At 44.0% G+C, this 14,793-nt stretch carries 7 protein-coding genes; 5 read left to right on the forward strand and 2 right to left on the reverse strand.

The genetic code is table 11. The annotated features are described in order from the left end of the window. The first annotated feature begins 179 nt into the window (after nucleotides 1-179). Complete coding sequence (locus tag ACHLI0_RS19225) at nucleotides 180-3,476, forward strand: exo-rhamnogalacturonan lyase family protein (protein ID WP_490749860.1); 3,297 nt, start codon at nucleotides 180-182, stop codon at nucleotides 3,474-3,476. 78 nt (nucleotides 3,477-3,554) lie between these two features. Here ACHLI0_RS19225 and ACHLI0_RS19230 read toward each other — a convergent pair whose 3' ends face one another. Together ACHLI0_RS19230 and ACHLI0_RS19235 are read right to left on the reverse strand one after the other, a co-directional pair. Then, nucleotides 3,555-5,189, reverse strand: coding sequence for a rhamnogalacturonan acetylesterase (locus tag ACHLI0_RS19230; RefSeq protein ID WP_490749861.1), 1,635 nt, complete (start codon nucleotides 5,187-5,189; stop codon nucleotides 3,555-3,557). 20 nt (nucleotides 5,190-5,209) lie between these two features. Continuing rightward, nucleotides 5,210-6,349, reverse strand: coding sequence for a glycoside hydrolase family 88/105 protein (locus tag ACHLI0_RS19235; protein ID WP_072066190.1), 1,140 nt, complete (start codon nucleotides 6,347-6,349; stop codon nucleotides 5,210-5,212). Nucleotides 6,350-6,615: 266 nt separating this feature from the next. On the opposite strand from ACHLI0_RS19235, the gene ACHLI0_RS19240 reads away from it, so the two are divergent. The 4 genes from ACHLI0_RS19240 (at nucleotide 6,616) to ACHLI0_RS19255 (ending at nucleotide 14,647) form a co-directional block, all read left to right on the forward strand. Beyond that, complete coding sequence (locus tag ACHLI0_RS19240; protein WP_055216749.1) at nucleotides 6,616-8,457, forward strand: rhamnogalacturonan lyase; 1,842 nt, start codon at nucleotides 6,616-6,618, stop codon at nucleotides 8,455-8,457. 3 nt (nucleotides 8,458-8,460) lie between these two features. Continuing rightward, the gene (locus tag ACHLI0_RS19245) at nucleotides 8,461-9,858 is read left to right on the forward strand and encodes a glycoside hydrolase family 88/105 protein (protein ID WP_490749862.1); all 1,398 of its coding nucleotides are present in this window, start codon (nucleotides 8,461-8,463) and stop codon (nucleotides 9,856-9,858) included. A 30-nt stretch (nucleotides 9,859-9,888) separates the two neighbouring features. Then, nucleotides 9,889-10,203 (forward strand): L-rhamnose mutarotase, encoded by a 315-nt coding sequence (rhaM, locus tag ACHLI0_RS19250; protein WP_258972014.1) that lies wholly within the window; start codon nucleotides 9,889-9,891, stop codon nucleotides 10,201-10,203. Between the two features lie 142 nt (nucleotides 10,204-10,345). After that, the gene (locus ACHLI0_RS19255; RefSeq protein WP_270600280.1) at nucleotides 10,346-14,647 is read left to right on the forward strand and encodes a hybrid sensor histidine kinase/response regulator transcription factor; all 4,302 of its coding nucleotides are present in this window, start codon (nucleotides 10,346-10,348) and stop codon (nucleotides 14,645-14,647) included. Nucleotides 14,648-14,793 lie beyond the last annotated feature (146 nt).

The raw sequence follows: 14,793 nt of genomic DNA on the forward strand, positions 1-14,793 counted from the left end.
TTGTCACTTTTAATACAATTAATGATATTGCTGTTTGCTGGAAGAAGACCGTTTGTTGAACAAATATCCATTTAAATGAATGATATTCTATTTATCATTCGGGTGGTATTTTCTAATTTTGTGATGTGAAACTATTGAGAATGTTCCTTATAATGGAACTCCTTATCCTAAATTAGCATATGAAAAGCATATCTATTTTTTTGTTCTTGCTTATTACTTTGGCATCGAACGCCCAAGATAATAAAACCTCCGGACTCAACGCCCGTCAGTTTCATAAATACTGGAAAGTAGAGTCCGAATCTCCGGATTATAAAGTAACCTTTCGTGGTGATACTGCTGAAATTCTTTCTCCCAAAGGCTTAACTCTTTGGCGAAAAGAAAAGATGAGTGGCAAGGTAACCATTGAGTACGATGCGTGTGTCGTTGTTGAGGCAGAAGGCGATCGCTTGAGTGACTTGAATTGTTTTTGGATGGCTTCGGACCCTCAATACCCCGATAATATCTGGAAACGTGAGAAATGGCGTAATGGCATCTTTCTGAACTGTTATTCCCTGCAACTTTACTATATGGGATACGGTGGGAATCATAATTCTACTACACGTTTTCGCCGTTATGACGGCAACGAAGCGGCTGTTACAAATGCAAAAGCCCGTCCCGCAATCTTGAAAGAATATACAGATGCCGACCATTTGTTGGAGGCAAACAAGTGGTATCATATCAAGATAACGAATGAAAATAATAGGGTTAGTTATTATATAAATGGAGTGCGATTGGTGGATTTCCGTGATGCCGAACCCCTTACGGAAGGTTGGTTTGGCTTTCGTACCACCTTGTCCCGAACTCGTATCGCCAATTTTCATTATGAATGTTCGTCGCAGGAAACTTCTGAAATACCATTACACTGGATCGGTCATACTCCGCAGCAAAACAAAGCGGTAAGTCTGGGAGTTCCCTTCAATGAAGGAGAATTATATCCGGAGCACACTTTGCAGCTAATGACCGATAAAGGTGAAATGCTTCCGACAGATACCTGGACATTGGCCTACTGGCCCGATGGTTCTGTGAAATGGAACGGAATAGCCGGAGTTATTCCGAAAAATACGGAGAAACTGCTACTCAAAAAGACCGGAAAAAAGTCAAAAGAAAAAGCATCTTCAAGGACTGCAGATGATCGTAGCAATAAATCATCCCTATCTGTTGTTGAAACACCTCAAAGTATCTGCATAGAGACAGGAATTATTTCCGCTTACATCCCTCGTCAGGGAGATTTTCTGATTGACAGTCTATTCCGTGGAGGAGTAAAAGTCGGTGAAAAAGCACGTCTTGTATGTAACACTCAAAGCGAACCGGTCCTTGAAAATACTTCTCAAATCACTTTTACCAACTATACCGGAAGATTGACATCGGCTACAGTAGAACGTACCGGTCAGGTGCGGACACTCGTCAAACTGGAAGGCACCCACAGAAGTGAAACGGGGCGGGAGTGGCTTCCGTTCGTTGTCCGTCTCTACTTTTACGCCGGAAGTGAGCAGATCAAGATCGTACATAGTTTTGTGTACGACGGAGATCAAAATAAGGATTTTATTCGTGCCTTGGGCATTCGTATGGATGCTCCTATGCGTGAAGCTCTTTATAACCGTCATGTCGCTTTCTCCTGTGCCGATGGAGGAGTCTGGAGTGAACCGGTACAACCGCTGGCAGGACGGCGCAAACTGACTCTCGGCAAAGAGGATACACTTTCTCTGCAACAGCAACAGATGGATGGCAAACGCATTCCGCCTTACGAGGCTTTTGACGGGAAGAATCGTGACCTTCTTGATAATTGGGCTTCATGGAACGATTATCGCCTGTCTCAACTCTCTGCTGATGCTTTCTCCATTCGCAAACGTGCCAATGACAATAATCCCTGGATAGGAACTTTCTCCGGCACCCGTAGCGGAGGCTATGCTTTTGTCGGTGATATTACGGGAGGTTTGGGACTCTGCCTACACGATTTTTGGCAGTCTCATCCTTCATCCCTCGAAATATCGGGCGCCAAAACTTCAGCTGCAACGATCACGGCATGGCTATGGAGTCCCGAAGGAGAACCGATGGACTTACGTCACTACGATAATGTCGCTCACGGTCTGAATGCCAGCTACGAAGATGTTCAGGAGGGAATGAGTACTCCTTATGGCATTGCCCGCACTACTACACTTACACTTATTCCACAGAGAGGTTATGCAGGAAAAAAGGCTTTTGCCGATGTTGCTGAATCACTCTCAGAACCGGGAATATTGCTGCCTACGCCGGACTATCTTCATGCACGACAGGCTTTTGGCGTATGGAGTCTTCCGGACCGGAGTACTTCTTTTCGTGCGCGGGTAGAAGATCGTCTGGATGCATATATTGATTTTTATAATAAAGCCATAGAGCAGAATAAATGGTATGGTTTCTGGAATTATGGAGATGTGATGCATGCTTATGACCCCGTCCGTCATACCTGGCGTTATGATATAGGAGGATTTGCCTGGGACAATACGGAACTGGCTTCTAATATGTGGTTGTGGTACAACTTCCTGCGTACAGGTCGCGAAGATATCTGGCGTATGGCAGAAGCAATGACCCGTCATACAGCCGAAGTGGACGTTTACCATATCGGACCGAATGCGGGGTTGGGCAGCCGGCATAATGTCAGCCATTGGGGATGCGGTGCCAAAGAAGCCCGGATCAGTCAGGCTGCATGGAACCGTTTCTATTATTATCTCACTACCGATGAACGTTGCGGTGACTTGATGACTGAAGTAAAGGATGCCGATCAGAAACTATATGAATTAGACCCCATGCGGCTGGCACAGCCTCGCAGTGAATATCCCTGTACGGCGCCTGCCCGCCTGCGTATCGGTCCGGACTGGCTGGCCTATGCCGGTAACTGGATGACGGAGTGGGAGCGTACGGGCAACACTGTTTACCGGGATAAGATCGTAGCCGGAATGAAAAGTATAGCAGCCCTGCCCAACCGTATTTTTACGGGACCCAAAGCGCTGGGTTTCGATCCGGCAACGGGAATCATCACCAGTGAATGTGATCCTAAGCTGGAATCTTCGAATCATTTAATGACTATTATGGGTGGTTTTGAAGTGATGAACGAAATGATACGTATGATTGACCTTCCCGAATGGAAAGACGCGTGGCTGGACCATGCGGCACGTTATAAGCAAAAGGCGTGGGAATTGAATCATAGCCGTTTCCGAATTTCCCGTCTGATGGCATACGCTGCTTATCATAAGCGGGATACACTAATGGCAAAAGAGGCATGGGAGGATTTATTCACCCGACTGGAACATACATCTGCGCCTCCTTTCCGGATCACTAAACTGTTGCCACCCGAAGTTCCGGCCCCTTTGGATGAATGCGTCAGCATCAGTACAAATGATGCGGCACTCTGGAGCCTTGATGCTATCTATATGCAAGAGGTCATTCCGATGGATGAATAATAGCTAGAAGAAAGCGGTTAATGCACTGTCAGTGAAATGCATTAACCGCTTTATGAATATATCAGATGAGTCTGTCTCTTATTTCAAGTACTGTTTCAACGGGCAATCAGCCATTTTCAGTCCATCTGCGATGCTTTTGGCATTCATGTGCGCTCCTTTCAAAGAAGTATGCGTATGGTCATTGTTATAATAATCTGCTGCTTTCTTGATACCTTTCTTTTCGAGCTTGTCAGCACTTATTTTATTCAGGTCGATAAAATAGGCTCCGGTAGCTTCGGCAGCTTCACGTGTCCATTTACCGAAGGAGGCAGTGTTGCGTTCTATCTTTCCGTCTTTCCACTTATTGCGTGGGGTATGGCTTAAAATGATAGGTATGGCACCCTTTTCCTGAACGTCCATGATAAACTTCCTGAGATACCAGCCGAAAGTATAAATGACTTGATATTTACCTGTTTTCTCCATTAAAAATACTTTGCTTTCTTCTCCGGAGCCGGGCAATTCGGCACGGGCTTTTCCGGTATTTATCTCTCCGGCATCATTGTGTCCGAACTGGATAAGAACAAAGTCTCCCGGTTGGAGTGCATGATATACTTTATCCCAGCGACCTTCGTCAAGGAACGTACGGGCGCTGCGTCCTGCCATAGCGCAATTCTCAACAGATATCTTATTCAGATTAAACTCATCTGCTATCACGCTGCCCCATCCCCACATACCGTTTTTATCGTTATCTTTATTTTTAACCGTACTGTCACCGATGGTAAACAATACCGGACGTCCTTCTTTACGGCTCGAACCGGTAGCCTCGTCCTTTTCGACCGGTTTCAGATACTTTGCCAATTCCAGCCCTTCGCAGGCACGTATCCCGTCTGCGGCAGATTCGGCATTCACTTTGGCACCGAAAGCGCTGGTATGAATGCGGTCGATATAGAACATATATTTCACTTTGTTCTTGCCGAATTTCTCAAACTTGCGGGCGCTGATATCATTCAAATCAATGAAAGGAACATTCTGTTCTTCCGCTACTTGCTTTGCCCACAAACCGAATGTTTTGTTAACACGGGTAATGATGGTGCTGTCTTTGTCTTCCCAGGCATTGCGGGGAGTCAGGGAGAATAAAATCGGGTGTGCTCCTTTGGCTTTTACATCGTTGATGAAACGGCGCATATATTCGCCGTATGTGTATACGGTCTCTTGTGCTCCGGTTTCTTTGATTGTCACATTCAGACTGTCCTTGCCGATTCCCGGAATGGAGGCGCGGGCACGTCCGCTGTCATAAGGGCCGTTATCATTGTGTCCCAGTTCGATGATTACCCAGTCTCCGGCTTGCACGCCTTTGATTACATCCGGCCAGAGACGGTTGTAGAAGGTGCGGCTGCTGGTTCCTCCCAAAGCATGATTCTCAACGGTGATTCGGTTGGAGTCGAAATAATCTCCTGCGTAATATCCCCAGCCCCATTGGCCGTTGTTGCCGTTTCCTAAAGTACCGGTGCGCATGGTAGAGTTGCCGACTAGAAATAAGACCGGATTGTTGCCTTTACGGCTTGCTCCGGCAGCGGGGCGTGCCGTACGTGCTTTATTCAGACTGTCCAATGTGTTGTCTACCACCTGATTTACATCTTTCATGGGGGAGGCAACGTTGTTTTGTGCCTGCATCTGCAAGCTGCATATGATGGCTGTGAACCAGCATAAGTAGTGAAATACCTTGTTTTTCATTTACCTGATAAATAATGCTCTTATTTTAACTTGTAAATCTCTGTACCTGCTAATAGAAAACAACCTACACCATAATCTTCAAAATCGGGAACACTTTTGTAAGTTACCGGCTGGCCGTCTTTCGGTTCCTTGCCTGTTCCTTGTACATAGCCCAGGAAGCCATTTGGATGAACCGCCTCCTTTGCCATTGCATTCCATGCTTTCAGTGCAACAGGGAGATATTCTTTACGGTCGAGCAATCCGTTGCGGATTCCCCATGCCATTCCGTATACAAACAGAGCTGTGCCCGAAGTTTCTTTTCCTCCGAAATTGCTTTCATCGTGGAGGCTTACGTTCCAGAAGCCGTCTGCACGCTGACATTGTTTCAAGGCTTTGCTCATGGCTAGGAAGTCATGGATATAGTCCTGACGATGTGTTTCGTCAGCGGGAATTTCATCCAATACACGCACAAGGGCTGCATATACCCAACCGTTGCCTCTGGACCAGTAGCAGTTCTTGCCGTTCGGCTCCTTGTAAGGAGGGTCGAAATCCTGATCGCGCCACCACAATCCTTCTTTGACATTGTACATACCGGCTTCTCCATGGGTATTACGGGTGTATGCGTACAGGTCCCACATTTTATTATAGTACTTCTGTTCTCCGGTCATCTTACCGAATTTGGCATAAATGGGCATTGCCATCTGGATAGCATCGATCCACCACCAGTCGTTCACTTGCGGAGTGTTTACTACCATATCGATGCTGGCTTTGATATTCCGGATCATGTTCGGGTCCGATGGACACATATTATATAGGTCGATATAAACCTGTCCGCAGCATTGGTCGTCCGCATTGCGGGTCGTGTTTCCATTACGCATTCCCCACTTGTGGAAATTCGCCCAATCGTATGTATAGCTATAATAATCTTCGCGCGGGTAAATGCTATATAAAGCCATCAGCCCTTCGTAATATACTCCACGAGTCCAGATATTGCTGGGACGAACTCTGCCAAAAAACGAAGGTAGGGTATAATCGGCATACTTTTTCATAAAGTAGTCGTTTACTTTTACGATGGTTGCCAAAGTCTCCTTTTGTTCGGGCAACTCTTGCGCACCGGCTGAACCGGCAGACATGCTACTCAGGAGAGTTGCTGTAATAAATGAGAGGAGTAATTTCTTCATGGTATAAAAACTGTTTATAAATAAAATTAGCTACTATAATTGATTTCACGGGCAAAGATACGGGATTCTTGTTTCCTCTTCAATGGAATATTGTCCACAAGTATTTAAATTTGTCCATAATGCCTTCGGAAAGGGGGTGCGATGGTTAAAAAGGCAATTTATACATAGATTTGTACGATATTCTATTTTATGGGTAGACCATATCGCTTACTTTTGCACGATGTTATTCTAAATATGATAAGAACACTTTGATTAATGATAAAACTATGAAATGTACAAGCATCTTTTTTAGTTTGTTGGTAATAGCGACTTTTGTAGTTGCCCAGCCAAACTATGATTTTACTAAACTGAAACGAGAACATTTAGGACGTGGCGTAATTGCCATTCGTGAGAATCCGTCAACCGTAGCCGTCTCTTGGCGCTATCTTTCTTCTGATCCGATGGACGAATCCTTTGATATATATCGGAATGGTAAAAAGGTGAATAAACATCCGCTGAAAAATGCAACTTTCTTCCAGGATTCTTATCAGGGAACAGAGCCTGCACTCTATACGGTAAAAGCTATAAAAGGTAAAACAGAAAGCAATTATCAACTGCCTGCCGATGCTCCGACAGGATATTTAAATATTCCTTTGGTACGCCCCGAAGGAGGTACTACTCCGTCCGGACAAGCATACACTTATGCTCCGAATGATGCCAGTATCGGTGATGTGGATGGGGATGGTGAATATGAGATTATTCTGAAATGGGATCCGTCCAATGCACATGATAACGCTCACGATGGTTATACGGGACCGGTGATTTTTGACTGTTATAAGTTGAACGGGCAACAGTTGTGGCGTATCAATATGGGACGCAATGTACGTGCCGGTGCACATTATACACAGTTTATGGTTTTCGATCTTGACGGTGACGACCGTGCGGAAGTAGTAATGAAAACCGGAGACGGAACAGTGGACGGAACGGGAAAGGTGATCGGTGATGCGAATGCGGATTATCGGAATGAGCGAGGACGTATCCTGACAGGTCCGGAGTATCTGACCATCTTTAACGGACTGACCGGAGAAGCAATGCAAACGATTGATTATGTGCCCGAACGTGGCAATCTGATGGACTGGGGGGATGGACGTGCCAATCGCAGCGACCGTTATCTGGCTTGTATTGCGTATTTGGATGGAGTACATCCGAGTGTGGTGATGTGCCGTGGATATTATACACGTACTGTATTGGCTGCCTATGACTGGGATGGTAAGAATTTGAAGAACCGCTGGGTATTCGACAGTAATAATCCCGGTTGCAGAGCTTATGCCGGACAAGGAAACCATAATCTTCGTGTAGGTGATGTAGATGGTGACGGCTGCGATGAGATTGTATATGGACAATGTACGATTAATAACGATGGAACCGGACTTTATTCTACTCGCATGGGGCATGGTGATGCTATGCATCTGACTCACTTTGATCCTTCCCGTCCGGGATTGCAGGTTTGGAGTTGCCATGAGAACAGAAGAGATGGCTCAACTTTCCGGGATGCAGCTACGGGAGAAGTTATTTTCCAGATAAAGAGTAATACTGATGTCGGTCGTTGTATGGCTGCTGATATTGATCCTAATCATCCCGGAGTTGAAATGTGGTCTTTAGATTCTAAAGGTGTCAGAAATGTGAAAGGAGAAGTGATTGCTTCCAGAGTCAGAGGATTGTCTACGAATATGGCTGTCTGGTGGGATGGTGATCTCTTGCGTGAGTTGCTGGATCGGAATGTAGTCAGTAAATATAATTGGGAGAAAGGACTTTGTGAACGTATCGCTGTTTTTGAAGGCGCTCTTTCTAATAACGGAACAAAGTCAACTCCTTGTCTGCAAGGAGATATTGTAGGAGACTGGCGAGAAGAAGTATTGTTGCGTACAGCTGATAATACAGCTTTGAGACTTTATGTTTCTACCATTCCTACGGACTACCGTTTCCATACTTTCCTGGAAGATCCGGTTTACCGTATCAGTATTGCGACTCAAAATGTGGCTTATAATCAGCCTACTCAGCCCGGATTCTATTTTGGTCCGGAGTTGCGTGGCACTATATTCAGAGGATGTAAAATACCTAAAAAGTAAATTATGAATTATCGTATGATGACCGTTGCTGCGTTATTGGTGGCACTACCTGCCTGTGCGCAGAAAAAGAAAGCAGTAATCAATGATTCAAATACCCCTTTGCATTTACTGCAACCTGCTTATCAGGGTACTTATGGTGATTTGACACCCGAACAGGTTAAAAAAGACATCGATCGTGTTTTTGCATATATAGATAAGGAGACACCGGCCCGTGTAGTGGATAAGAATACCGGTAAGGTGATTACGGATTATACTGCAATGGGGGATGAGGCGCAGCTGGAACGCGGAGCTTTCCGTTTGGCAAGTTATGAATGGGGTGTCACTTATTCCGCTCTGATAGCGGCTGCCGAAACAACTGGTGATAAGCGTTATACTGACTATGTTCAGAATCGTTTCCGCTTTTTGGCGGAAGTCGCTCCGCATTTCAAACGTGTCTATGAAGAAAAAGGGAAGACTGATTCGCAATTGCTGCAAATCCTGACTCCTCATGCGTTGGATGATGCAGGAGCCGTCTGTACTGCCATGATTAAGCTACGGTTGAAAGACGAGTCTCTTCCGGTTGACGGATTAATTCAGAATTACTTTGATTTTATCATCAACAAAGAATACCGTCTGGCAGACGGAACGTTTGCACGTAATCGTCCTCAGCGGAATACTCTTTGGCTGGATGATATGTTTATGGGCATTCCGGCGGTAGCGCAGATGAGTCGTTATGATAAGGAAGCGAAGAATAAATATCTGGCAGAAGCCGTGAAGCAATTCCTGCAATTTGCAGACCGTATGTTTGTCCCCGAAAAGGGATTGTACAGACACGGATGGGTGGAAAGCAGTACGGATCATCCGGCTTTTTGCTGGGCACGTGCCAATGGATGGGCGCTGCTGACAGCTTGTGAACTGCTGGATGTATTGCCGGAAGATTATCCTCAACGCCCGAAGGTAATGGATTATTTCCGTGCTCATGTGCGCGGAGTGACGGCGTTGCAAAGTGGAGAAGGACTTTGGCACCAGTTGCTCGACCGCAATGATTCTTATCTGGAAACTTCTGCAACTGCTATCTATGTATATTGTCTGGCACACGCTATTAATAAAGGTTGGATTGATGCGATAGCGTATGGTCCTGTTGCCCAGTTGGGATGGCATGCCGTTGCCGGAAAGATAAATGAAGAAGGACAGGTGGAAGGCACTTGCGTAGGCACCGGTATGGCTTTCGATCCGGCTTTCTATTATTATCGTCCGGTCAATGTATATGCGGCGCACGGATACGGACCGGTGCTTTGGGCAGGTGCGGAAATGATTCGTTTGCTCAACACCCAGCATCCTCAGATGAATGACAGTGCCGTGCAATATTATCAGGAAAAGCAGAAGACGACAGCTCCTATCTTTGCGGTGGATAGTGAATAAATAAGAGATTAACTTTAAAATATAGGAACCATGAAACGAGAAGCATTCAAAATGTATTTAAAACCGGGCTATGAAGCAGAATACGAAAAAAGGCATGCCGCTATCTGGCCTGAATTAAAAGCACTGCTTTCAAAAAATGGGGTGTCGGATTATTCTATATATTGGGATAAAGAAACCAATATTCTATTTGCTTTCCAGAAAACGGAAGGAGAAGGAGGTTCGCAGGACTTGGGCGACACAGAGATTGTACAGAGATGGTGGGATTATATGGCAGATATCATGGAAGTGAATCCGGACAATTCACCGGTTTCAATACCATTGCCAGAAGTCTTTCATATGGACTAGAACCCTTAGAAAGAATTGATATCAGGGGGATGTTTGATTAAAAAACAAGCATCCTCCTGATACTATTTATGGATTGTTTCTTTATTATTTCAACTATCTTGACTATTTTTGTCTGGCATTTATCATTAATCTTAGAATCTATATGACACAGAGGCGCATATTACTTTTCACATTGTTCATGACTCTTGTTTTCAATGCGGCTTATGGCGGCATTGAACTCCGTTCCAAACAAATGAGAACAAGTGACGGACTCCCGAATAACTCAGTTCGGTACCTGTATCAGGATAGCAAAGGCTTCTTGTGGTTGGCTACCCTGAATGGGTTAAGCCGCTATGATGGCAACTCTTTTCTGACTTTCCGTCCGGAAATCGGTGATAAAGTCTCTTTGGCTGATAATCGGATTTACGACCTTACCGAAGATAAAAATGGTTTCTTATGGATCTCTACAACTCCGGAGTTGTTCAGCTGTTATGACTTGCAACGTGCCTGCTTTGTAGATTATACGGGGACTGGTGCGCTGGAAAAGAATTATTCGTCTATATTTGTTGCTGCCAATGGGGATGTATGGCTCAGACATTCCGGCAATGGTTGTCTCAGAATAGTCCATCAGAAAGACAGACAGATGGTGTCTACGGAATTTAAGACGGAGCGTGGAAATCTTCCGGATAACCGGGTACAGTTTGTAAATGAAGATGCCGGCGGACGAATCTGGATCGGGACGCAGCGCGGCCTAGTTTCCGTATCCGACGGACAGTATAAGGTAGAAGACAGATTACTCCATTTTACTTCTTCTCTGGCATTCAAGAATGACATGTATTTTCTGACAGCGGACGGAGACATCTTCTGTTATCAGACTACAAAGCAGAAACTGACAAAAGTCGGTTCGCTTTCTGCTGTTGCGGGTAAGACGTCGCCTACGGGAAACTTCCTGTTGAACGATAAATGGATCATCCTTACCAATACCGGGGTTTATAACTATGATTTCAATACACGCAAGATCAGTGTGGACTCCGGTCTGAACATCAGAAATGGTGAAGTGATTTGTGATAATCATGGTGACTTCTGGATATATAATCATACGGGACGTGTCACTTATATTTTGGCCAAGAATGGAGCAAGAAAAGAATTTCAATTGATACCTGAAGATAAACTGGGGTACATTGATTATGAACGTTATCATATTGTTCATGATTCCCGGGGAATCATTTGGATTTCTACTTATGGTAACGGATTGTTTGCCTATGACACGATAGAGGATAAGTTAGAACATTTTCTGGCTAATATAAATGATCAGAGTCATATAAGTTCGGATTTTCTGTTATATGTGATGGAGGATCGTGCCGGAGGTATTTGGGTAAGTTCAGAGTATTCCGGTTTATCTCGTATTTCGGTTCTGAATGAAGGAACCTCGCGTATTTATCCCGAATCCCGTGAATTGTTTGACCGATCGAATACGATTCGTATGTTGACTAAAATGCCGGATGGAGATATCTGGGTCGGAACACGTAAGGGCGGACTTTATACTTTTGATTCAGATCTTCATTCCAAAATGTCCAATCAGTATTTCCATTCCAATATTTATGCGATAGCAGAAGATAATCAAGGCGAAATGTGGGTGGGAACCCGTGGAAATGGGTTGAAGATCGGAGATTCATGGTATCGCAATGAAGTCTCGGATCCGGCTTCGTTATCAGATAATAATGTCTTTTCTCTTTATCGCGACCGGAAAGACCGTATGTGGATAGGAACTTTTGGCGGTGGGCTTGAACTGGCAGAACCGACGACTGATGGCAAGTATAAATTCCGTCATTTTTTACAGCAGAAGTTTGGTCTGCGTATGGTGCGAGTAATAGAAGAAGACGATAATGGAATGATCTGGGTGGGTACCAGTGAAGGTGTTTGCATCTTTCATCCGGATTCATTGATAGCTGACAGTGACGATTATCATCTGTTCAATTATACAAACGGTACATTTTGCAGCAATGAAATCAGATGTATCTACCGTGATACGAAAGGACGCATGTGGGTGGGGACATCTGGCTCCGGCTTGAATCTTTGTGAGCCTGAAGATAATTACCGTTCATTGAAATATGAACATTACGGAACCTCTGAAGGATTGGTTAATGATGTGATCCAGTCAATTTTAGGGGACAATAACGGAAACTTATGGGTAGCTACGGAATATGGTATTTCTAAGTTTAACCCGACTAATCATTCTTTTGAAAATTATTTCTTTTCTTCCTATACTTTGGGTAATGTTTATAGTGAGAATAGTGCTTGTGTGGGAGTAGATGGAAAATTGCTTTTCGGCACAAATTACGGTCTGCTTGTCATTGATCCGGATAAAATACAGGATAGCGAAACTTTTTCTCCGGTGGTCTTTACAGATTTGCATGTGAATGGTACCCAGATAAATCCTACTATGGAGGATTCTCCATTGAAACAATCGCTTGCTTATTCGGATGAAATTACTTTGAAGTATTTTCAGAATTCATTCTTGATAGATTTCTCTACTTTTGATTATTCGGACAGCGGACGTACAAAGTATATGTACTGGCTGGAAAACTATGATAAGGGATGGAGCACACCTTCTCCGTTGAATTTTGCTTCTTTTAAATATTTGAATCCGGGTACATATGTACTTCATGTGAAGTCATGTAATGGAGCAGGCGTTTGGAATGAAAGTGAAACAACCTTGAAGATTGTCATTGTGCCTCCTTTCTGGAAGACGAACTGGGCTATGTTGGGATATGTGCTGCTGCTGATTGTAACTTTATATTTTACTTTCCGTATTGTGCGTAACTTTAACAGTCTGCGTAATCGTATTAATGTGGAAAAACAGTTGACAGAATATAAGCTGGTTTTCTTTACTAATATTTCCCATGAATTTCGTACTCCGTTAACTTTGATTCAAGGAGCGTTGGAAAAGATTCAACGGGTCGCTGATATTCCCCGTGATCTGATACACCCGCTCAAAACGATGGATAAAAGTACTCAGCGAATGTTGAGGCTGATCAATCAGTTATTGGAGTTCCGCAAGATGCAGAATAATAAGTTGGCACTCTCTTTGGAAGAAACGGATGTCATTGCTTTCCTTTATGAAATCTTCCTGAGTTTCGGTGATGTAGCGGAGCAAAAGAATATGAATTTCCGTTTTATTCCGTCTATACCGTCTTACAAGATGTTTCTTGATAAAGGTAATCTGGATAAAGTGACTTATAACCTGTTGTCTAACGCTTTTAAATATACTCCTTCGAACGGTACGATTATACTTTCTGTTACGGTAGATGAAGTGAAGAAGACATTGCAGATTCAAGTATCTGATACAGGTGTTGGTATTCCAAAAGAGAAGCAAAATGAGTTGTTCAAGAGATTTATGCAGAGTAGTTTCTCCGGTGATAGTATCGGAGTTGGTTTGCATCTGAGTTATGAATTGGTACAGGTGCATAAAGGTACGATTGAATATAAAGACAATGACGGCGGAGGTTCTGTCTTTACCGTTTGTATCCCGACGGACAAAAATGTTTATTCGGAGAAAGATTTCCTTATTCCCGGTAATGTCTTGTTGAAAGAGGCAGGCGGGCAGGCACATCATTTACTGGAACTTTCGGAAGAACTACCGGAACCGGAGAAAATAGCAGAGCCTTTGAATAAGCGTAAAGTATTGATTATAGAAGATGATAATGATATCCGTGAATTTTTGAAAGAAGAAGTAGGAGTTTATTTTGAAGTTGAAGTAGCTGCTGACGGAACTTCCGGATTTGAGAAGGCTCGTACCTATGATGCTGATTTGATTATTTGTGACGTACTGATGCCCGGAATGACCGGATTTGAAGTGACAAAGAAATTGAAATCTGATTTTGCGACAAGTCATATCCCGATTATCTTGCTGACAGCATTGAATTCTCCGGAAAAACATCTGGAAGGAATTGAAGCCGGTGCTGATGCCTATATTGCGAAGCCGTTCAGTATAAAACTTCTGTTGGCGCGCGTATTCCGCTTGATAGAACAGCGTGATAAGTTGCGGGAGAAATTCTCCAGTGAGCCGGGAATTGTTCGTGCTGCCGTATGCTCTACTGACCGTGATAAGGAGTTTGCCGACCGATTGGCTGTTGTACTGGAACAGAATCTTTCTCGTCCGGAATTCTCTATTGATGAGTTTGCTCAATTGATGAAATTAGGACGAACGGTATTTTATAGAAAACTGCGCGGAGTGACGGGTTATTCTCCCAATGAATATTTGCGGGTTGTACGAATGAAAAAAGCGGCTGAGTTGTTATTGTCTGGTGAGAATCTGACTGTTGCGGAAGTTGCTTACAAGGTTGGCATCAGCGATCCGTTCTATTTTAGTAAGTGCTTTAAGACACAATTTGGGGTAGCGCCATCCGTATACCAACGAGGTGAAATGAAAGAACAGGGAGAAAATGAGACAGAAGAAACCTAAGCAACCAAGCTATTTTAAATGGTAGTTTAAATCTTCCCTATAGTGCCCGATGTGAATGATCTACCTTGTATTTGTGTACAATAGTCTATGGTCGAATAGTAAAAGTACCCTTATTTTTGCAGGAGAATATTACTATAAAATTAAAG

The organism is Bacteroides sp. RCH18 (genome assembly GCF_058231005.1).

What these genes read in the sequence shown, in the direction of transcription:
- ACHLI0_RS19225 (WP_490749860.1), top strand. Translation starts at nt 180, where the DNA reads ATGAAAAGCATATCTATTTTTTTGTTCTTGCTTATTACTTTGGCATCG.
- ACHLI0_RS19230 (WP_490749861.1), bottom strand. Translation starts at nt 5,189, where the DNA reads ATGAAAAACAAGGTATTTCACTACTTATGCTGGTTCACAGCCATCATA.
- ACHLI0_RS19235 (WP_072066190.1), bottom strand. Translation starts at nt 6,349, where the DNA reads ATGAAGAAATTACTCCTCTCATTTATTACAGCAACTCTCCTGAGTAGC.
- ACHLI0_RS19240 (WP_055216749.1), top strand. Translation starts at nt 6,616, where the DNA reads ATGAAATGTACAAGCATCTTTTTTAGTTTGTTGGTAATAGCGACTTTT.
- ACHLI0_RS19245 (WP_490749862.1), top strand. Translation starts at nt 8,461, where the DNA reads ATGAATTATCGTATGATGACCGTTGCTGCGTTATTGGTGGCACTACCT.
- rhaM (WP_258972014.1), top strand. Translation starts at nt 9,889, where the DNA reads ATGAAACGAGAAGCATTCAAAATGTATTTAAAACCGGGCTATGAAGCA.
- ACHLI0_RS19255 (WP_270600280.1), top strand. Translation starts at nt 10,346, where the DNA reads ATGACACAGAGGCGCATATTACTTTTCACATTGTTCATGACTCTTGTT.